The organism is Bowmanella denitrificans, assembly GCF_002887595.1.
In the GTDB taxonomy this organism is placed as follows: domain Bacteria; phylum Pseudomonadota; class Gammaproteobacteria; order Enterobacterales; family Alteromonadaceae; genus Bowmanella; species Bowmanella denitrificans.
This window is the reverse complement of the sequence record NZ_PEBU01000009.1, coordinates 206,519-225,608: the sequence shown is the minus strand read 5'-3', so window position 1 is coordinate 225,608 and position 19,090 is coordinate 206,519. Positions and strand designations below refer to the sequence as shown.

The window sequence follows — 19,090 nt, the reverse complement described above, 5'->3', positions numbered from 1 at the left end:
TTAACTTGCTTGCCAGCGCATCAGATTCAGAAACTCACGACGGTTTTTCGGTCCATAGGTTTGAAAATGTGGGCTGGGTTGATTGCGATAGTTTTCCCGGGTTTTAGCCAGCTTATCCTGGCGGTTGTGCAGGGCCACTTCCTGTGGCGATACCTGATAAGGTTTACAGGCGTTCAGGCCAAAGACCTTGGCTTTTAACTCAGGGGTCAGCGCTGGATAACCGTATTGCTCAATAAAAGCCTCGCTGATTTGAAAGGCACGAAAGGCCTGGATTTGATCCTGAGGGGAGCCATACCAGATAGAATCGGTGCCCCACAGCACATTATTTTCTCCAACATATCTGAGTAATTTGCCCAGCAAGTGCGCAGCCTGTTCGGGATGACGCATCACAAAACGCCAGGTGGAGCCGAGTTCAGCATAGACATTGGTGTTGGGTGCCACCTGATTTTCCTGCAAAGAGCGGATAAGACTATCCACGCCGGCACGGTGTGAGCCATGGGTATAGGCCCGTTCTTCCACGGATGGGTCAAACCCGGAGTGGTAGATGATAAAGTTTACATCCGGATAGCGTTTGGCTACCACGCCAATGTCGCTGCATAGACTGTGCTGGTATGACTGAGCACCAAACGGAATACCTTTGTGGATACAGATGTTTTTAATGCCAAGCTGTCTGGCTTTTTCGATAAAAGCGATACCCACATCGTCATATAGAAAGAAGCCATTGCCATCTGGTCCCCATTGCGTATAGGTTTTCCAGGCGCTGACCTGCCATTTTTCGGCCAGTTCCTCCATGCCCTGCAGGTCGCCGTCCTGATTAGGATTGACCCGTCCATGCAATAGCAAGCGCTGGTGGCCTTCCAACTCGTCAATGATGCGCCGGGTAGCATCAGCCTCCTCAATGGTTAAAGGCTCGCTGTGACGCATTGAGGGCACGAAAGACAGCACCATCATGTCTGTGTCGCTATCCAGGAACACGTCCTTGATAAATTGCCTGGGCCCCAGACATTGCAAGTAGCTCCTGTCGCCAGCCAAATCAGCCAGTGGACAGTCAGCATATGGCATGCTCGAAAACGGCTTGGCATCCTGGGGGAGTTGATTCAGCCAGCGGCCATTGGGGTCAACGAAATGGCCCTGAATATCGAAGATAAATTCGTTGCCTGCTAGTGTGCTATCCGCCATTTGTGGTTCAAACGCACTAAGTTCAGACAGCGCATAAAAACCACCATTAAGACCTTGGGCAGCGTTGACTTGATTGGCACAAAGCAAAGTCAGAGCCGCGGCGCTGCTGGTCAGCATAAAGTCCCGGCGACTTAATCCCAGTTTCTTGCGGGTACTTTCGATACATTGACGGGCGAGAAAATTAATACTTTCCTCTCGCTCACTCAGCCTGGGCGGACAAAATTCGCCGTTTGAGGTACTGTCCAGTTTGATCGGCAGGGAAGGCGGCTGTTTCATCTTCGACATCCTGATTGTGCAGATGCAGAAATAAAACGTTAGCAGTGATTGTTAGTTTTGCATAAATTTTGTTCAGTGAAGATCTTTGCCTGAAGGGACGGAGATCAGGCCATGCGTTCAACCGCAATACCGGCCAATCCTATCAGGGCCTGTTTGAATTCATTGTCAGGAAGAGGGCTAAGGGCTTCAACTGCTTGCTGACTGGCTTCCAATGCCTTAGCGCGGGTATATTGCAACGCACCGGTCTGAGCCATGGCCGTCTGTATTTCTTGCAGATGAGGTAAGCCGTCGCCCTGCTCAATGGCGCGTCGAATCAGCGCAGCCTGCTGTGCATTGCCATGCCACATAGCATAAAGCAATGGCAGGGTGGGTTTTCCTTCAGCCAGATCATCACCGACATTTTTGCCCATTTCTGCCGCATCGGCGGCGTAGTCGAGGATATCGTCAACTAACTGGAACGCGGTGCCGAGGTATTTGCCATAGTTCTGCATCGCCAGTTCTATCACCTGAGATTGGTCTGTCAGTACTGCGGCCAGTTGGGTAGCAGCTTCGAACAGGCGGGCGGTTTTACTGTAGATCACCTGCATGTAGCTTTGTTCTGAGGTCTCGGGGTCATTGCAATTCATTAACTGCAATACTTCCCCTTCAGCGATAACGTTGGTCGCGTCTGAGAGAATTTCCATCACCCGCATACGTTTCAGGCTGACCATCATCTGAAATGAACGGGTATAAAGAAAGTCTCCTACCAGCACACTGGCCTGATTGCCGAATAATTCATTGGCTGTCTCGCGACCGCGACGCATGGTAGACTCGTCCACCACATCGTCGTGCAGCAGGGTGGCGGTGTGAATAAATTCAATAATGGCCGCCAGGGTGTGATGCGCTGTACCCTCAATGCCCAGCGCACGGGCGGCCAGTACAGTGATCAGTGGCCGGATACGCTTGCCACCGCTGTTGACAATGTAGAAACCCAACTGATTGATCAGCGCGACCTCTGAGCTTACCTGTTGCTGAATCAACTGGTTGACTGCCTGCATATCCTGTTCGGCAAGATCGCGTATCTGTTGGTTGTTCATTGGCACTGGGTACATCGACTGAAAACTGGCGGCATTTTTGCAGAAATTGCCGTACTGTTCCAGCGGGTTAAACCGAATCTCCCTAAACGTTGGCCGCAAAGCATTAATGTGGCTAAATTTATGGAGAATTGCTATTGCGATGCCTGCACACTTCACGTACAATTCGCGCCCTGTTTTAGAATTGTTGGCGTCCTGCGGGCGCAAAGAGCGGAGTTAAGTATGTACGCGGTTTTCCAAAGTGGTGGTAAACAACACCGTGTGGCTGAAGGCCAAACCGTTCGTCTTGAAAAGATTGAAGTTGCACCAGGCGAAACTGTCGAATTTGACAATGTCCTGATGGTCAGCAACGGTGACGACGTAAAGATCGGCACACCTTTTGTAGACGGTGGTAAAGTCAAGGCTGAAGTGGTAACCCATGGTCGTGGCGAGAAAATTAAGATTGTTAAGTTCCGTCGCCGTAAGCATTCACGCAAGCAGATGGGCCACCGTCAGTGGTTCACTGAAGTGAAAATCACCAGCATCAGCGCCTAAGAGGAGTACTGAAAGATGGCACACAAGAAGGCGGGTGGTAGTACCCGTAACGGTCGTGATTCAGAAAGCAAACGCCTGGGTGTAAAACGCTTTGGCGGTGAGTCTGTACTGGCTGGCAGCATTATCGTGCGTCAGCGTGGCACCAAGTTCCACGCGGGCACTAACGTAGGTTTGGGTAAGGATCACACTTTATTCGCTTTGTCTGACGGTAAAGTTCAGTTCGAAGTGAAAGGTCCTCAGAACCGTAAGTATGTGAGCATCGTTTCTGAGTAATCAGCGCTGCTAACTTACTAAAAGCCCCGCCATGCGGGGCTTTTTTATATGACGAAGAGAAAGGTGTTGCCCTGGTGGTGATAGTATATCGTCCTGACACACGTGGTAGCCTTCAATGTTTGCATCACGCCTTTCTGCTAAAGTATTCATATTGTCCTCATGAGGTTTAACAATGAAATTCGTAGATGAAGCCGAGATCCGTGTTGAAGCGGGTGACGGTGGTAATGGCGTAGTGGGTTTCCGCCGGGAAAAATACATCCCCTTTGGCGGTCCTGACGGCGGCGACGGCGGTGACGGTGGCAGTGTCTATCTGGTTGCTGACGAAAACCTCAATACTTTGGTGGATTATCGTTTTGAGCGCATTCACCGCGCTGAGCGTGGACAGAATGGCGCTGGTGGCAATTGTACCGGTCGTGGTGGCGCCGACCTAGAGTTGCGCGTGCCTGTGGGCACCAGGGCCTCTGATGTGGATACTGGCGAAGTACTGGGCGATCTGACCCGTCATGGCAAGCGTTTAATGGTGGCTAAAGGCGGCTTTCATGGTCTGGGTAACGCCAGATTCAAAAGCAGTGTAAACCGAGCCCCAAGGCAACAAACCAATGGTAGTCCTGGTGATATCCGCAACCTGAAACTGGAGCTGATGCTGCTGGCCGATGTTGGGTTACTGGGCTTACCCAATGCAGGCAAATCTACTTTCATTCGCTCTGTCTCTGCAGCCAAGCCTAAAGTAGCTGATTATCCTTTTACCACATTGGTTCCCAATTTAGGCGTGGTGCGGGTCGACAGCAATCGCAGCTTTGTGGTGGCTGATATTCCAGGTCTGATAGAAGGTGCAGCTGACGGCGCAGGGTTGGGGATTCGTTTCCTTAAGCATTTAGAGCGCTGCCGTATCTTGTTACATTTGGTGGATATACTGCCTGTTGATGGTTCAGATCCGGCACACAATGCCATGGCAATCATTGCTGAATTGGAAAAATACAGTCCGAAATTGGCGGCAAAGCCCCGCTGGCTGGTTTTCAATAAGGCCGATTTGCTGCTGGAGGAAGAGCTGGAAGAAGTCAAACAACGCATCATCGACGAGATGCAATGGACAGGTCCGGTGTTTTGTATTTCTGCTATCAGTGCCACTGGCACCGACAAGCTGGCACAAGAGGTTATGAACTATATCGATACCTTGCCGGCGGACGAAGAAAAGCAACAAGACGCCATCAATGTCGCGTTTAATTGGGATACGCCGAGCAGTGCGCATTCTGAAGAAATGGATGACGACGACTGGGATGATGATGACTGGGATGAAGACGACGAAGATGGCGCGGAAGTCATCTATAAGAGGTAGTAGGATGCGTGTGTCGCTGATTGCGGCTATGGCCGTAAACCGGGTGATTGGCAAAGACAATGCCATGCCTTGGCATTTGCCCGCCGATCTTCAACATTTTAAACAGGTTACCTTGGGTAAACCTGTGGTGATGGGGCGAAAAACCTTCGAATCCATTGGCCGGCCGTTACCGGGACGACACAATATTGTTATCAGCCGCGACACTGATTTTAAGGCGGATGGGATCACTGTAGTATCTTCTCCTGAACTTGCTGTGCAGGTTGCACAGCAAGGCGAGACGGAAGAGTTAATGGTTATTGGTGGTGGAGCCATTTACCGGCACTTTTTACCTCTTTGCACCCGCCTGTACATTACCGACATAGACTTGTTGGTGGAAGGGGATACCCGCTTTCCTGATTATATGGCTGAGGCCGAGTGGCGTGAGCTGGACTCTCAGGTTCGACCGGCTGATGACGCCAATCCCCATAACCTGACGTTTAGAACGTTGGAGCGTATTTAGTCTGACATCGTCGATGAGTGTTCCCTACAACATCGACATACGCCCACCATGGATGGTGGAAGTGCAGAAAACGCAGGAGCAGTCTTTCTGCCCGTCCATCCCTGGACATCGTCGATGAATGTTCCAGACAACATCGACATACCGTCCATCCCTGGACATCGTCGATGAGTGTTCCCTACAACATCGACATACCGTCCATCCCTGGACATAAAAAACGCAGTTGGAAGCTGCGTTTTTTTATGTGGCTTTCAGGTTATTAAACCCTGAACTGGCGAATCGAGCCTTGCAGTTCATCTGCCAGACGCGCCACTTCATGGCTGGAGTCTGTTGTCTGTTCGGCACCGGTTGCCGTCTCTTCAGCAATGGCGACGATATTTTCCAGTTTCTCGCTGATTTCCTGCGACACCTGATACTGTTCACGCGCAGATTGCTCAATCTGGCTGGATACATCGTGTGCCTTGTGTACCGCGTTAGTAATCAAATCCAGAGCAGAGGTGGCTTTTTCAGTTTGTGTGACACACAGTTCTGCCTGCTGCTTACCTTGTTGCATAACCGACACGGCTTTTTCAGCCCCTGCCTGCAGCATTTCAATCATGGAGTGGATTTCCTGTGTGGACTCCTGAGTGCGGCTGGCCAGGGTGCGCACTTCATCCGCTACCACGGCAAAGCCTCGACCCTGTTCGCCAGCCCTGGCGGCCTCAATGGCGGCGTTAAGGGCAAGCAAGTTGGTCTGGTCCGCTACGCCACGGATAACATCCAGAATGCCACCAATGCTGGCACTGTCCTGGTGAAGTTTATTGATAACTTCGGCGGCTTTTTCCACTTCACGGGCCAATACCATGATCGTGCTTTTGTTTTCCTGAGAAATGGCCTTCACTTTCTCCGCTTCTGCATCAGCATGACGAATCTGGTTCAGTGTGTCTTCTGCACTTTGTGATACCAACTGCGAGGTACTGTTCATCTGCGTGGTCGCGGTAGCTACCTGAGCAATCTGTGACTTCTGCTCCTGAATTGAACGGGTTGTTTGGGAAGTCACTGTTGATGTCTCTTCGGAAGCCGCAGCCAGTTGTGTGGCTCTGGAGCTGATCCCGGAGATCAAGGCTTTCAGACTTTCAATCAGGTTATTACAGTTTGTTGCCAGCTCTCCAAACTCGTCTTTGGAGCTGTCATCCAGTTTTTGGGTCAGGTCGCCGGATGAGACCACATGCAGCATCTCATTCACTTTGTTCAGCGGTACGGTAATGGCGCGTACGCTGAAAAAGGCGATAGCGGCCGCAGCAAATGCGGAGATCAGCATAATCAGGTAGGTACTGGTAGTACCGCTGGCCACAGAGTCGGACACATCGCTTTTTACTCTGGCCGTAATGCTGTTGGCCTGCTTCAGTAAATTATCCAAGTCAGCGATACCTGAGGTGATATTGGCTTCTGAGTTTTGCAGCGCACTAACGGCGTCGGCCTGACGATTTAGCTTTTCTACCTGACTTTTTAAAATACCGCCATTTGAAGAAATGGTATTGTCGATACTTTCTACCATTTCCAGGATTTCGGCCAGCATACCGCTGCTATCGCGCCCTGCTGCCGATTTTTCCATTTTCGCTGCACTGCTCTTGGCATTTTCCAGCAGCAGTTTCAGTTCGTTACCAATAGTCTCGGCCTTGGTTAGGTCTTCAGTGCGGCTGTACTGGTTGCCGACAGTCACCAACGACATCAAACCGGTTTCGAGCTCGCTGCCGACTTTGGCTGCTTCTGCCAACGGGCCATTACCCCGGGCCTGACTTAAATCCGAGAAGTCCAGCAGTAAGGTAGAGGTATCGTCTGTGTTATCTTCCAGGTCCGATAGCTGTCCGCCCAGCTTTTGTCCCAGCTCCAGATCAGCACGACGATTATCAAACATGCGGGTAACATTGTTGTTGTAGTCGTTGTATACGCTTTCAACTCTGGCCAGGGTGGCCTTAAGTTCCTGCTGACTACTCACTGTTTGTTTAAGCTTCTGCATTTCTGTTTCAAAATTACTGCGACTGGATGAGAAACGTTGCAACGCATCATCAAGGCCAGATAATTCGGCTTCGTAGAAAGCCTCAAAGGTAATTCTGCCCATATTAACAAAAGATACTTTCAATGCGCTGCTGCCCTGAAGGGTAGGTAAGGCGAGGGTATTCACCTCTTCAGTGGCGCTGTCCACATCATTTAAATTAACCAGGGAGGAAATACTGACGACAAAAAGCAACAGAGTGATGATGGCAAAACCACCGATAACACGCATTGCTACTGTTAGATTCATACGGGCTCTCCAAACAAACGGCTCGAGACCTGCTGATTGTCACAAATTTGCAGTGTCAATTCACCTGAAAACCGACGGAAGGGTTATTTTTTACTTTTTGTTACTACTACAACAATAATCTAACTGATTGTATCGACGCAAAGAATTAATTCTATACCGGAAAAATCATGGTACGTTGCAAACAGTCCAAAATATAGCCTATTGATGACCAACGCGGTAAAACTTGCCACTTTGAAGTTCGTAAAGACTCAATTGGCCGCCCCATATGTAGCCGGTGTCCAGTGCCAGGCATTGCGAATGGCCGGTCTTACCTTCAATGGCTGCCCAATGGCCAAACAGCACTTTGGCGTGCGGATGCAATTTAAGTTGAGGATGACTAAACCAGGGAAAAGTACCAGGGGGAGACTGGTCTAAGCCGGTTTTAGACTGGAAATCCAAATACCCCTTATCACTGACAAAACGCATGCGGGTCAGAGCGTTAATGGTAAAAACCAGCTTTTGGCTGCGGCTTTGGCAGTCATTCCAGGCTTGTGGTTCACTACCGTACATGGAGTCTAACAGGGTTTTCCAGTTGTTTGACTGTAATTCACTGGCCACCTGATTGCCCCAATACAGCGCGTCGCTGATACTCCAGCCAGGATACAAGCCGGCATGACTCAACATGCATTGTTCATTAAGCAAGGTTGCCATTGGCCGGTGGCGCAGCCAGTCGGCGTATTTGGCACAGTCAGGGGAGTCCAGCAACTGATCAAACTTATCGGCGGGTTTAGGCTTTTTGATGCCGGCATAAACGGCCAGAAAGTGCAGGTCATGGTTGCCTAACACTGTGTTAAAACTGGCTCCCAGCCCTTCAAGGAACTGTAATGTTGCCAATGCGTCCGGACCGCGTCCAATAAGATCGCCAACCGCCCAAAGCTGATCATGCTCTGGAGTAAAGCCCGCCAGTTGCAACAATTGTTTTAACGGAGAGAGGCAAGCCTGCACATCGCCAACGATAAAGGTTGCCATATTCAGTTGATCAAATTAGGAACGGCCAAGCGAAAAATAGCGATGGGGGCCTGAAACCTTTCTCCATCCGGGCGTTGCATCTCATAGTATCCCTGCATACTGCCGACAGGTGTATCCAGAATAGCGCCACTGCTGTATTCGTAAGTCTCTCCCACGCCAATATGAGGTTGCTTGCCGACCACTCCTGCACCTGAGACTTCGCTGACTTTGCCGTTGGCGTCACTTATCAGCCAGTAGCGGTTGAGCAATTGAGCGGGCTCGTTACCCATATTAGTAATGCTGATGTGATAAGCGAAGGCAAACCTCTGTTGTGCAGGATTTGAACTACCGGGCAGATATTCGGTTTTCACATGGATAACGATAGGACTCTTCACGCTTGGTCCAATGGTTTGATGCGATCAGACAAGGCTGCAAAATCTGCCAAACTAAGGTTCTCGGCACGAAGCTCTGGCTTAAGGCCTAATTCTTCAAAAGTGTTATCGTCAATCAGGGTACGCAGGCTGTTTCTGATGGTTTTACGTCGCTGGTTAAACGCCATGGCACAGACCTGATTCAAATTTTGTAAGCTTTGCACTTCGATTGGCTTCTGTTTGTGGGGTATCAGGCGAACCACCGCCGAATCTACCTTTGGTGCTGGTTTGAAAGCACCAGGCGGCACTTCCAGCACGGGAATCACCTGACAGTGGTACTGCGCCATCACCGACAGACGCCCATAGTCTTTACCGCCAGGGCCGGCCGCTAGCCGTTTGACCACTTCTTTTTGCAACATAAAGTGCATGTCCTGAACCTGGTCGGCAAAGCTGAACAAGTGAAACATCAAAGGGGTAGAAATATTATATGGCAGGTTACCAAATATTCTCAGTGGCCGGTCTTGTTCTACCAACTGACTGAAATCAAACTTCAGTGCATCGCTTTCCACAATATTGAGCTTGGATGCAATAAAAGGGTGGGTGCGCAATCTGGCAGCCAGATCCCGGTCCAATTCCACCACGGTTAATTTGTCCACCTGCTCGCAAACCGGCTCGGTGAGCGCTCCCAACCCCGGACCTATTTCAACCAGATTCTGGCCCGGCATCGGTGCAATTGCGTCGACGATTTGTGAAATAATATATTGGTCATGCAGGAAGTTTTGGCCAAATCTTTTACGGGCCGTATGCCCTAAATGTTGCTTACTCATTGACGAATTCCAGCCAGTTCAATGGCTCTGTGTAAAGCGACAGAAAAACTGCCAACATCTGCCTGCCCGCTACCGGCCAGATCCAGGGCGGTGCCATGATCCACTGAGGTACGGATAAAAGGTAAGCCCAGCGTGATATTTACCGAGGCGCCAAAGCCTTTATATTTCAGTACCGGCAGCCCCTGATCATGGTACATGGCCAGTACCGCATCAGCCTGTTGCAGGTATTTGGGTTGAAAAATGGTATCGGCGGGTAATGGGCCAATCAATTCTAAACCTTCTGCTCTTAGTTCATCCAACGCCGGGATGATCACATCCAGCTCTTCCCGACCTATATGCCCGCCTTCTCCGGCATGGGGATTCAGCCCACATACATAGATTTTAGGGCGGCGAATTCCGAATTTTAGAATCAGGTCGGTATTGACGATATGGATAACCTTGTGCAGACGCTCACGGGTAATAGCTTTGGACACATAGGCCAGCGGGATGTGAGTGGTCGCCAGCACCACACGCAGACCTTCAGTAGCCAGCATCATCACCACATCAGGAGTGTTGGCCTGCTGGGCAAAATATTCGGTATGACCACTAAATGACACCCCGGCCTGATTAATAATACCTTTGTGTACTGGCCCTGTTACTACAGCATCAAATTCACCACTGATATTTTTTTCACTGGCCTGACGCAGGGTTTCCACCACATAGTGGCCGTTGTTGCTATCTAACTGCCCCGGCACCACTGTTGCTGTGACAGGAATGTCTACCAGATAAGCCTGGCCGGGTTGCTGACTTGCTCGAACATCAGGGGCATACGTCAACAGTTGTAATGGCAGCCCTAACTGCGCCGCGCGCTGCTGCAGCATTGCCCCACAACCAAATAACACCAACTGTGCTGGCCATTGTTGTTGCAGTAGCTGCAGAGTGAGATCCGGCCCGATACCGGCCGGTTCTCCGGGCGTGATGGCAATACGTACTGGAGGTAGACTCAAGCTATTACTCCAGAACGTCGATATAGGCCTCGTCACGCATCTCTCTCAGCCAGTTGTCTGTTTCTTCGGCAAACTTTCGGTTAAACAGCAACTGATAAGCCTTTTCCTGCTGCACCTTATCGGTGGCATCGCCAGTGCGCTTATCGATCAGTTGTGCCAAGTGCCAGCCGTGCACCGTGCGAAACGGTTGGCTTATCTCATCTTTTTCCAGGTTGTTGAGGGTATCGCGAAACTCAGGCACATAGATATTCGGATCAGCCCAGCCAAGTTCACCGCCCTTAAGTGCTGAGCCAGGATCGGCAGAATGTTCTTTAGCCAGAGCGGCAAAGTCTGCTTCACCAGCAAGGACTTGGGCGCGGAAGTCTTTTAGCATTTGTTCGGCTTTCTCTTCGCTCAGGATCACCGACGGTTTAATCAGGATATGACGAGCACTGACTTCGGTTACTTCTACTGTTTGCACACCACGCAGGTCGATAATTTTAAGAATATGGAAGCCTGCGCCGCTGCGAATAGGACCAATTAAATCGTCTTTCTTTTTACTGTGCACGGCTTCAGCAAATAGTGTGGGCATGGCGTTAATGTTCATCCAGCCCATATCACCGCCATCCAACGCCTTAGCACCAGATGAGGAGGCAATGGCAATTTTGGCAAAATCAGAGCCGTTGTTCAGCAGTTCCAATACCTTGTCGGCCCGTTCGCGCGCGGCGTCAATATCTTCTGGAGTGGGTTCAGGAGGAAAGCCCACCAGAATGTGACCCAAATGGTATTCGGCTTGTTGCTGGCCTTGCTGCTCCATCAGTTTAACCAGGCTGTCAATTTCCTGCGGGGTAATATAAACACGGCGACGCACATTGGCCCGGCGCACTTCACCAGTGATGAGCTCACGACGGATTTCTTCGCGGTAACTGTCATAGCTTACGCCTTCTTCTGCCAGTTTCTGACGCAGGGTTTCCACAGAAACACCTTCCTGGCGCGCGATGTTGCCAATGGTTTGTTCAAGTTGCGGATCGCTAATTTGAATGCCCATCCGCTCAGCCATCTGCATCTGCAGATTGGTCAGAATTAAGCGCTCTGTTGCCTGTGTGCGCAGGGCGGCATCTGAAGGCAGTTCCTGGCCAGAGGTCAGGGCATTTTTCTTAACCGACGCGACCAATTCTTTGATTTCACTTTCCAGCACGACACCTTGGTTGACGATCACCGCCACTTTGTCCAATTCAACCTGTTTGGCCTGGCCAAGCGTGCTTACCAGCACCAATGCCGAACACAATACTGCTTTTAATTTCATAGTTATCTTCATTAATTATGCAAAAAATATGGTTGCCTGTAGCCAAACAGACCTTCATCTAACATGGTGCGGGAGCCTTTCTTGCTGCCCACGCCCTTAAATACAAACTCTAACATGATGGAAGTATCAAACTCCTCTGTGCTTTGGCCACCCAATGCATCGAAGCGGTTGCTCAGGTAGCGCATACTGCCCACCTGAATAGCCCAGCAACAGGACTCATATTGTATGCCAGTGAAGCTTTCGATGGTACGTTTGCCATGCAGATCCTTGTACCAGCGTCCCACCCAGTGCCAATTTTGCGCCAGTGGCCAACTGGCGGTGAGGCCCAACTGATTGATTTCCTCACCGGAAATATCTCGCACATACCTGTGGCTAATCTGTAACAACTTGTCTTCGCTAAGTCGGTAGTCCAGCGTCAGATTGCTGCGTTCTACTTTCTGGTTAGACGCAGACAACTGTATCGCGGAGCGGGCCATCCATTTGCTGCTCAAGCGCCAATCCAGCTCTGCTGCCAGTGCAGAACGGTCATCTTCACGTCGGTATTCGGTGAGTCTGGTGTTATTGAAATAAAATATCTGTCCAAGGCTAAGCTTGAATAACTCTTTATTTCGGGCGTCGAGCAACCTGGTTGTGACCCCCAATGTCAGATGATTGGAATCACTTATTCTGTCCAGACCAACAAACTCCTGACCTCTGAATAAGCCGGTGTAGTCGTTCAATAACCTGTTGCTGTCATACAGACCGATGGCATCCTGATTTTCATAGCTGGTATACAAATATTGAAATTTGGGCTCCAGTGTCTGAGTCATGCTGTCGCCAAAGAGTTCCGTTTGTTTTTCGAAATTGATGGCGCCGTAAATACGCCCCTGCCCAAGCGTACGGCTGACATTCTCTGATAATGCTGAACCGTCCGGCAAATCCTGCCTGTACCAGGTTTGCAACACACTGGCTTCAGTCAACAACTCCCCCCAGGCGTTTTGCAAAGGCAGGCTTAGGGTAGGCATCAGATGCAGGCGGCTGGCCGAGGGGGTGTCGCTGCGACCATCTTCAAATCTGGCTAATTCACTGCGCAGACGGAAATTTAAATAGTCAGATAATGCCTGACGGTAATGTAACTTCAATTCCGGTACCGCACGGTAGGCACTGGGGTGATCACCAATGACCTCAAAGTCGCGAATTTCAGCAGAAAAATCCAATGGATCTGAGAAGTAGTTTACTGCCAGGGTCTGATACAGATGGGTATCTCCCCGGTTGTAGTAGTCAGAACCCAAGTCGACAATATAGTTGTCGTCACTCAGGCCATTTACCTGTGCACTGATTTGCCAGTTTTCAGACAGCTTACCCTGGTGCAAAAAGCGGTAAAAATAGCGGGCATCGTCCGGCTCATAGCGCCTGTCATCAGCCAGATATTCCAGGTCCAACTGACCACTGTGGGCGGCTGTCAGATAACGAAACTCGGTTTTTAACTGCACCCCTCGGTCGGTCATAATCCTGGGGCTGATGGTGGCATCGTAGTTTGGCGCAATGTTCCAGTAGAAGGGTTGCTCGTAGCTGACCCCCACTTTGTCTGACGTGGATACCTTTGGAAACAACAGGCCGGTCTGACGCTGATCTGTAACAGGAAACTTAAAATAGGGCAGATAGAAAACCGGTACGCCACCCAGGTAGAACCGGGTATTGCGCGCCGTCCCCCAATTGTCATCTGGGCTTAACTGCAGACTGCTGGCCTTGATAAGCCAGTCTTCGGCACCTGCCGGACAGGTTGAAAAACTCACCTCTTGCAATTCTAAGCCTTGCTGGCTATCCAACTGAATACTGTCGGCCAGACCTCGTCCCTGAAAGCCCAGCATCTGATATTCGGTGTTTTCCAGCCGTAACTTACCTGAAGCCAGATTAATGTCGATCTGATCGCTGTTGACCTGAATCTGCTGATCAGCAAAACGAATATTACCGTCGGCATGCAGTGCACGCTGCGTCTTGTCTATCCTGGCTCGTTGTGCCTGAATTAAGCCCTGCTCAGAGTTAATTTCGACATTGCCACTGAACAGCGCCAGGTTGTCCTGTTGGATCTCCGTTCTTCCTGCCTTGACATGAATATCCCCCGGATTGGTGACAGGAGCGTCTGGCAATATCTGCCGTTCGGGGATGGGACATTCCATCTGTTGCGCCGTTGCAGACGTACTTAGCAACCAGAATATGGCGAGGGGCAGGCGCTTTAGTCTCATAGGCGAATGGAAATCCCTTTGATAACAATCTGTGACATTTGCATGATGGCCAGATTTTAAGGGTTTCGACCAGTTTTACCAGCAGAGTTGCAGAAAAGCGGGCTTATAATATGTTTTTTTTTGTTTATTGGCCGCTATCGGGTTGATTGCTGCCTTGAAACCTAAGGGAATCCGCTTCAATTGCTTTGGACGATTCGATATATTAACCGCGCAACGGGCTTGCATAACCCATAGATACAAACAGTTTTTGATGACGCTTAATTTCAACAAGGATATTGCGCATGCCCATCTGGGGTAAATTGCTAGGTACGTTTTTTGGCTTTATGTTCGGCCGACTACCAGGGGCGGTACTGGGTTTTATTGTTGGACACTTGTTTGACAAGGGCTATAGCCAGAATTTTGATCAGATGGGCGGCTTTGGGCGTTTTTTTGGCCAGGGCGATGATTTTAAGCGCCAGGCGGTGTTTTTTCATGCTTTGTTCGCCTGTATGGGGCATGTGGCCAAAGCCAGTGGCACAGTCACCAACGAAGAAATTCAGATGGCCACCCGCTTGATGGATCAGATGGGATTGAGCGGTGATACCCGCAAAGAAGCACAACAGGCATTTCGGGAAGGCAAAGCCGCAGATTTTCCCATTAAAGATATTTTGCTGGAATTTCGCGATTCCTGTCATGGTCGGCGGGACATTATGCAGGTGTTTCTGGAGATTCTTATTCAGGCCGCCTATGCCGACGGCAGTCTGGACAGTGCAGAGCAAAAAGTACTGGAGACAGCGGCCAGTCATCTGGGTTTTCGTAAACATGAACTGCTGTACTTGCTGTCCGTTTACGAAGCCGAACTGCGTTTTCGTACCCGCAGCCATCATCGGCGCACCTACAGCCATTCTGGCCCTAAGCAGAGTTATACTGACGCCAATAGCCTGGAAGACGCCTACAAGATTCTGGGAGTAAGTAAAACCGATGATATGGCGCAGATTAAAAAGACTTACCGCAAGCTGATGAGCGAAAACCATCCGGACAAACTGGTGTCCAAAGGCCTGCCAAAGCAAGCCATGGAAATTGCTAAAAATAAAGCCCAGGATATCCAGGCCGCTTATGAATTAATTCGTAAACAGCGCGAAGGTTAAGCGGAGCGGCAGTTTTTTAGTCGCCAATGGTCAGGGTCGAAGGGTCATCGGTTTGAATGTAGATAGCCCGGAATTGTTGCCCTTCGCCAGCGTTTGCAGCATGGTTCATAAACACGTAGTTTTTATCAAATTCGCTTAAGTCCGACAGCTCTTCTTTGCTGACGTCGGCATCATAGGAAAACTGTACGACACAAATTCGCCCGGCACAGGCATATTCCTCGCCAAACACTCTGCCCCCCAGCTTGTTGGTTAGCTGCTCGAACAGTTTGATTTCCCTTTCAATACTGGCCTGGGATTTTTGCATCGCGCTAATGTTGTCTACCCATTGATGAAAGTCGGAGTGTAGAAAAAAGTCATTTAGTGAGGTTCTGGATACAGTATTATCGGGGTATATAAAGCTTTGGTTCAGCGCTTGTTCTGAGCTAAAGCGGCTTGGATCCAATGAAGCATTATTTTGCCTGGTTAAGCTGCTTAGAGGCTCTGCCAGGGTATCAGGGGAATCAGGTTTTGACGGTGTGCTGCTAGATAATGCAGCTGAAAAGCTTGGTTGCGAAGGCAAAGATGGGGAAGGACTTTCACTATCTGAATTATTCAATTCATTTTCAGTTACTAAGCCGGGTTCATTAGTGTTTAGCGCTACATAAGTACCTGCCGCGACGACTAACGCAATGCTAACTATTAAAACGGATTTCATCTGCTGGGCGTCCAATGCCAAAAACGAGCAAACAGAATAGCGCGTTGTTAAATAAAAAAACAACGCCTGTCTGGTTGTTTTTTGGTCGTCAGAACGTCTGCGGTAACAACGTAGCTTTTTCCAGGATTACCGGCTCCACCGGCACATCTGGCCAGCCCCAGGTAGGATGGACCTGCGTTTCTACGGCGGCAATTTTGTCCAGCACCTCTGTGCCTTCCACTACCCGGCCAAATACCGCATAGCCCCACTTTCGACCTGGATCGAGGCTGGGATTATCGTTCATATTGAAAAAAAACTGACGGCCAGCGGAGTGAGGATCATTTTCCCTGGCCATGGCGATAGTATACAGCTCATTCTTATTACCGTTGCCTGACTCATTAAAGATGGTTTTCATCACCGGTTTGGTATTAAAGTCCTTGTCGTAGCCGCCGCCCTGCACCACAAAGTCCTGAATAACACGGTGAAATATCGTGCCTTCATAGCTGCGTTTATCCACATACAACAGGAAATTATTGGTGGTAATGGGGGCGCTGGCCCGGTCCAGTTCAACCACAATACTGCCCATATTGGTATCTAATTTAACCCGTGGAAACAGATTGCCTTTTTGCAGCTGTGAGCCGTCATCGGCGGCCAGTGTTAAGGTAGAAAAACAAAAGATAAGTGCGGCCATCATCCGATACATGACAGTCCTCCTTAGTTTTTATATGCAGATAAGATAACGAATTTATTATTGACTGCAACCTGGCGACAGCCACCAAACAGCCGTTTCAGTTTGTCCTGATAACCTAAATGGCGATTGCCGACAATACGCAGCTCTCCGCCTGAACGCAAATAACGCCGGGCGTCATTAAACATCTGCCAGGCAATATGGTCGGTAATGCGTTGCTGCTGATGAAAGGGCGGATTACACAGCACCAGATCAACTTGCAGCTGTGGTACCTGCTCCAGGCAGTTGCTGGCGATAAATTCACAGTGGTTGAGCCTGTCCGGCAGGTTATGTTGCACATTCAGCCTGGCTGATTCGACGGCCATAAATGACTCGTCAACAAACAGCAGTTTAGCCACTGGTGCGCGCGCCAACAGGCTCAGCCCCAGCACGCCATTTCCACAACCCAGGTCGATTACCCGCTTATTGCTGGCATCCGGAAGGTGCTGCAGCAGAAAGCGGGCACCGATATCCAGTTGCGCTCTGGCAAACACATTGGCGTGGTTGTGTATCTGCAATGTTGTGCCTTCCAGTGGCCAGATATCTGGATAGGGCGAAGGCACTGGCGTGCGCGTTTGCGGTTGGCAAAACACTAATCTGGCCTTCTTTTTGGCCAGCGAGGTGTGGGTTGACCCCAGGTATTTTTCAAATAAGGCCAGGGTGGATTTTTGGATCTGATTGGCCTTGGCACCAGCAATGATGCGGGTGTTTGCATCAACCCTGGGCTGTAACTGAATTAACTGGTGTTCCAGCAGTGCCAGGGTTTTCGGGATTTTCATCAGCACCAGATCGGCTTTGCCTTCGGGTAAGGTCAGGCTGTCATAAAAGCTGACCTTATGGGGGGCGATATTGTTGTCAGCTAAATTTTGCTGGCAAGCCAGTCTGGCAACCTGAGAGTCGCTAATCCAGGATGGCGACCAATGGGCAAGAAAACAGCTTAATGCACCGCAGTCATCATTGAATATCAGTAATCTGGCCGGTTTGGGCTGCGCTTGCATTTGTTCAAGCAGTAACTCATCGGCAGCATCCCAGGCCTGTTCATTTTTGTCCTGCAGGCGGGCTGGGTAGCGATGCAGCTTAAGGCTGTGGTCATTTGCGGTTAGAATTACCTTCATGATACGGCAGATCTCTTTGAGGCTTTTGTGCAGCAGTCGTTATTCGATACCGGTGTAATCACCTTACCTCAGGCTGAGTTGGACTATAGACCGGATTTCCTTGACCAGTGCAGTGCTGACGGATTGCTGCGTTGCTTTCGTGACAGTCTGGCCTGGCGTCAGGATCATATCAAACTCTACGGCAAAGTGGTGAAAATCCCCAGGTTGCAAGCCTGGTATGGGGATGCTGGCACACAATATCGTTATTCTGGATTGACCTTGTCACCAGAGCACTGGACTGCCGAGCTCAGCGCACTAAAACGGGCATGTGAGCAAGCCTGCGGACAACGCTTTAATGCGGTCCTGGCGAATTGGTACCGTAGTGGCGACGACAGCATGGGTTGGCACTCAGATGATGAGCCTGAACTGGGGCGCAACCCGGTGATCGCCTCTGTGAGTCTGGGGGCCTGTCGCAACCTGGATTTCCGCCATAAAGGTACCGGGCAGACCCACAGACTACCGCTGCAACACGGCAGTTTATTGATCATGTCCGGGCCGACGCAAAGCCATTGGCAGCATGGAATTGCTAAAACCCGCAAGGTGATTGGCGAGCGTATCAATCTGACCTTTCGTTATATCTATTGCTGATTTCACTGCGGGCTTTTGGCCAGAGGAAGGTTATAAATGGCTATATATCCTGTCAGAAAAAATATATCTCGAAGGCTCAGACGGTTATCATAGCCAGCCTGGAATTTGGTTGTAACCTTGGTGGCGAAGACTAAATTTAAACCTGTAAGGGACACACATCCGTGGCAAGAATGCCCTCAAGGGCTGGCCACAATTAAGTAGTATACAGGGGTTGAGAGATGAACATTCAAAACACTATCGAAGAAAAACTGTTGACACATTTTCAGCCGGCTTATCTGGAAGTCATTAATGAAAGCCATCAGCATAATGTGCCTGCTGGCGCTGAAACCCACTTCAAAGTGGTGCTAGTCTGTCCTTCATTCAACGGTGAGCGTTTGATCAACAGACACAGAGCGGTGAATGCCGTACTTAAAGATGAATTAGCTAATCATATTCATGCCCTGGCCTTGCATACCTATACAGATAGTGAGTGGCAAGGTTTATATGGCGGGGCGCCAGATTCGCCAGCCTGCCTGGGCGGCTTGAAACGAAAAGTGTCTTAGGACACTTTTTTTATGTCTGTTGACCGGCTTGCCGTTCCATTCCGGTAAGCTTTTTGTTAAAAGCATTAGCAAAAGGACAACAATAAATATCCATAGTGCCGCTGCTGACATCATCCTGCCAACGAATAGATCGAATCAATTTATACC

19 protein-coding genes are annotated in these 19,090 nt (G+C 49.9%); 7 read left to right on the top strand and 12 right to left on the bottom strand.

Annotated features, from left to right (window positions below; all coding sequences use genetic code 11):
• Together CSR04_RS17055 and ispB are read right to left on the bottom strand one after the other, a co-directional pair.
• Complete coding sequence (locus CSR04_RS17055; RefSeq protein WP_216362583.1) at positions 1-1,455, bottom strand: amidohydrolase family protein; 1,455 nt, start codon at positions 1,453-1,455, stop codon at positions 1-3.
• 104 nt (positions 1,456-1,559) lie between these two features.
• Positions 1,560-2,531: an octaprenyl diphosphate synthase gene (ispB, locus tag CSR04_RS17050; RefSeq protein WP_102797517.1), complete on the bottom strand. Its 972-nt coding sequence runs from the start codon at positions 2,529-2,531 to the stop codon at positions 1,560-1,562.
• Between the two features lie 219 nt (positions 2,532-2,750).
• Here ispB and rplU point away from each other — a divergent pair, with 219 nt between their 5' ends.
• From rplU to folA, 4 genes are all read left to right on the top strand, one after another.
• Entirely contained in the window at positions 2,751-3,062 is a 312-nt protein-coding gene (gene rplU / locus CSR04_RS17045) for a 50S ribosomal protein L21 (RefSeq protein ID WP_102797543.1), read from the top strand.
• A 15-nt stretch (positions 3,063-3,077) separates the two neighbouring features.
• Positions 3,078-3,335: a 50S ribosomal protein L27 gene (gene rpmA / locus CSR04_RS17040; RefSeq protein ID WP_102797516.1), complete on the top strand. Its 258-nt coding sequence runs from the start codon at positions 3,078-3,080 to the stop codon at positions 3,333-3,335.
• A gap of 172 nt (positions 3,336-3,507) precedes the next feature.
• On the top strand, positions 3,508-4,671 hold the full coding sequence (gene cgtA / locus CSR04_RS17035) for an Obg family GTPase CgtA (protein ID WP_102797515.1): 1,164 nt from the start codon (positions 3,508-3,510) through the stop codon (positions 4,669-4,671).
• On the top strand, positions 4,628-5,170 hold the full coding sequence (gene folA / locus CSR04_RS17030; protein WP_425427699.1) for a type 3 dihydrofolate reductase: 543 nt from the start codon (positions 4,628-4,630) through the stop codon (positions 5,168-5,170). Before cgtA ends, folA begins: the two co-directional genes overlap by 44 nt.
• A gap of 256 nt (positions 5,171-5,426) precedes the next feature.
• Here the strand turns inward: folA and CSR04_RS17025 are convergent, their stop codons facing one another.
• The 7 genes from CSR04_RS17025 to CSR04_RS16995 form a co-directional block, all read right to left on the bottom strand.
• Positions 5,427-7,451, bottom strand: a complete 2,025-nt coding sequence (locus tag CSR04_RS17025; RefSeq protein WP_102797514.1) for a HAMP domain-containing methyl-accepting chemotaxis protein — start codon at positions 7,449-7,451, stop codon at positions 5,427-5,429.
• A 198-nt stretch (positions 7,452-7,649) separates the two neighbouring features.
• Complete coding sequence (locus CSR04_RS17020; protein ID WP_102797513.1) at positions 7,650-8,459, bottom strand: symmetrical bis(5'-nucleosyl)-tetraphosphatase; 810 nt, start codon at positions 8,457-8,459, stop codon at positions 7,650-7,652.
• A gap of 2 nt (positions 8,460-8,461) precedes the next feature.
• The gene (gene apaG, locus CSR04_RS17015) at positions 8,462-8,833 is read right to left on the bottom strand and encodes a Co2+/Mg2+ efflux protein ApaG (RefSeq protein ID WP_102797512.1); all 372 of its coding nucleotides are present in this window, start codon (positions 8,831-8,833) and stop codon (positions 8,462-8,464) included.
• Positions 8,830-9,636 carry a 16S rRNA (adenine(1518)-N(6)/adenine(1519)-N(6))-dimethyltransferase RsmA gene (rsmA, locus tag CSR04_RS17010; protein WP_102797511.1) on the bottom strand — a complete coding sequence of 269 codons (807 nt, stop codon included), beginning with the start codon at positions 9,634-9,636 and terminating at the stop codon, positions 8,830-8,832. Before rsmA ends, apaG begins: the two co-directional genes overlap by 4 nt.
• Positions 9,633-10,622 carry a 4-hydroxythreonine-4-phosphate dehydrogenase PdxA gene (gene pdxA, locus CSR04_RS17005; RefSeq protein WP_102797510.1) on the bottom strand — a complete coding sequence of 330 codons (990 nt, stop codon included), beginning with the start codon at positions 10,620-10,622 and terminating at the stop codon, positions 9,633-9,635. Before pdxA ends, rsmA begins: the two co-directional genes overlap by 4 nt.
• Positions 10,623-10,626: 4 nt before the next feature.
• A complete protein-coding gene (gene surA, locus CSR04_RS17000) occupies positions 10,627-11,907 on the bottom strand; it encodes a peptidylprolyl isomerase SurA (RefSeq protein WP_102797509.1) in 1,281 nt (426 codons plus the stop codon).
• Between the two features lie 11 nt (positions 11,908-11,918).
• Positions 11,919-14,132, bottom strand: coding sequence for an LPS-assembly protein LptD (locus CSR04_RS16995; RefSeq protein ID WP_102797508.1), 2,214 nt, complete (start codon positions 14,130-14,132; stop codon positions 11,919-11,921).
• A 281-nt stretch (positions 14,133-14,413) separates the two neighbouring features.
• Here CSR04_RS16995 and djlA point away from each other — a divergent pair, with 281 nt between their 5' ends.
• Entirely contained in the window at positions 14,414-15,259 is an 846-nt protein-coding gene (gene djlA, locus CSR04_RS16990) for a co-chaperone DjlA (RefSeq protein ID WP_172449401.1), read from the top strand.
• 16 nt (positions 15,260-15,275) lie between these two features.
• Here djlA and CSR04_RS16985 read toward each other — a convergent pair whose 3' ends face one another.
• The 3 genes from CSR04_RS16985 to CSR04_RS16975 all read right to left on the bottom strand — a co-directional run bounded on the left by CSR04_RS16985 (position 15,276) and on the right by CSR04_RS16975 (position 17,774).
• Positions 15,276-15,953, bottom strand: a complete 678-nt coding sequence (locus CSR04_RS16985) for a hypothetical protein (RefSeq protein WP_102797507.1) — start codon at positions 15,951-15,953, stop codon at positions 15,276-15,278.
• Positions 15,954-16,041: 88 nt separating this feature from the next.
• Complete coding sequence (locus tag CSR04_RS16980) at positions 16,042-16,635, bottom strand: peptidylprolyl isomerase (RefSeq protein WP_102797506.1); 594 nt, start codon at positions 16,633-16,635, stop codon at positions 16,042-16,044.
• 11 nt (positions 16,636-16,646) lie between these two features.
• Complete coding sequence (locus CSR04_RS16975; protein ID WP_102797505.1) at positions 16,647-17,774, bottom strand: methyltransferase; 1,128 nt, start codon at positions 17,772-17,774, stop codon at positions 16,647-16,649.
• A 27-nt stretch (positions 17,775-17,801) separates the two neighbouring features.
• On the opposite strand from CSR04_RS16975, the gene CSR04_RS16970 reads away from it, so the two are divergent.
• Together CSR04_RS16970 and bolA are read left to right on the top strand one after the other, a co-directional pair.
• Entirely contained in the window at positions 17,802-18,401 is a 600-nt protein-coding gene (locus CSR04_RS16970; RefSeq protein WP_102797504.1) for an alpha-ketoglutarate-dependent dioxygenase AlkB family protein, read from the top strand.
• A gap of 218 nt (positions 18,402-18,619) precedes the next feature.
• Positions 18,620-18,943: a transcriptional regulator BolA gene (bolA, locus tag CSR04_RS16965; RefSeq protein WP_102797503.1), complete on the top strand. Its 324-nt coding sequence runs from the start codon at positions 18,620-18,622 to the stop codon at positions 18,941-18,943.
• Positions 18,944-19,090 lie beyond the last annotated feature (147 nt).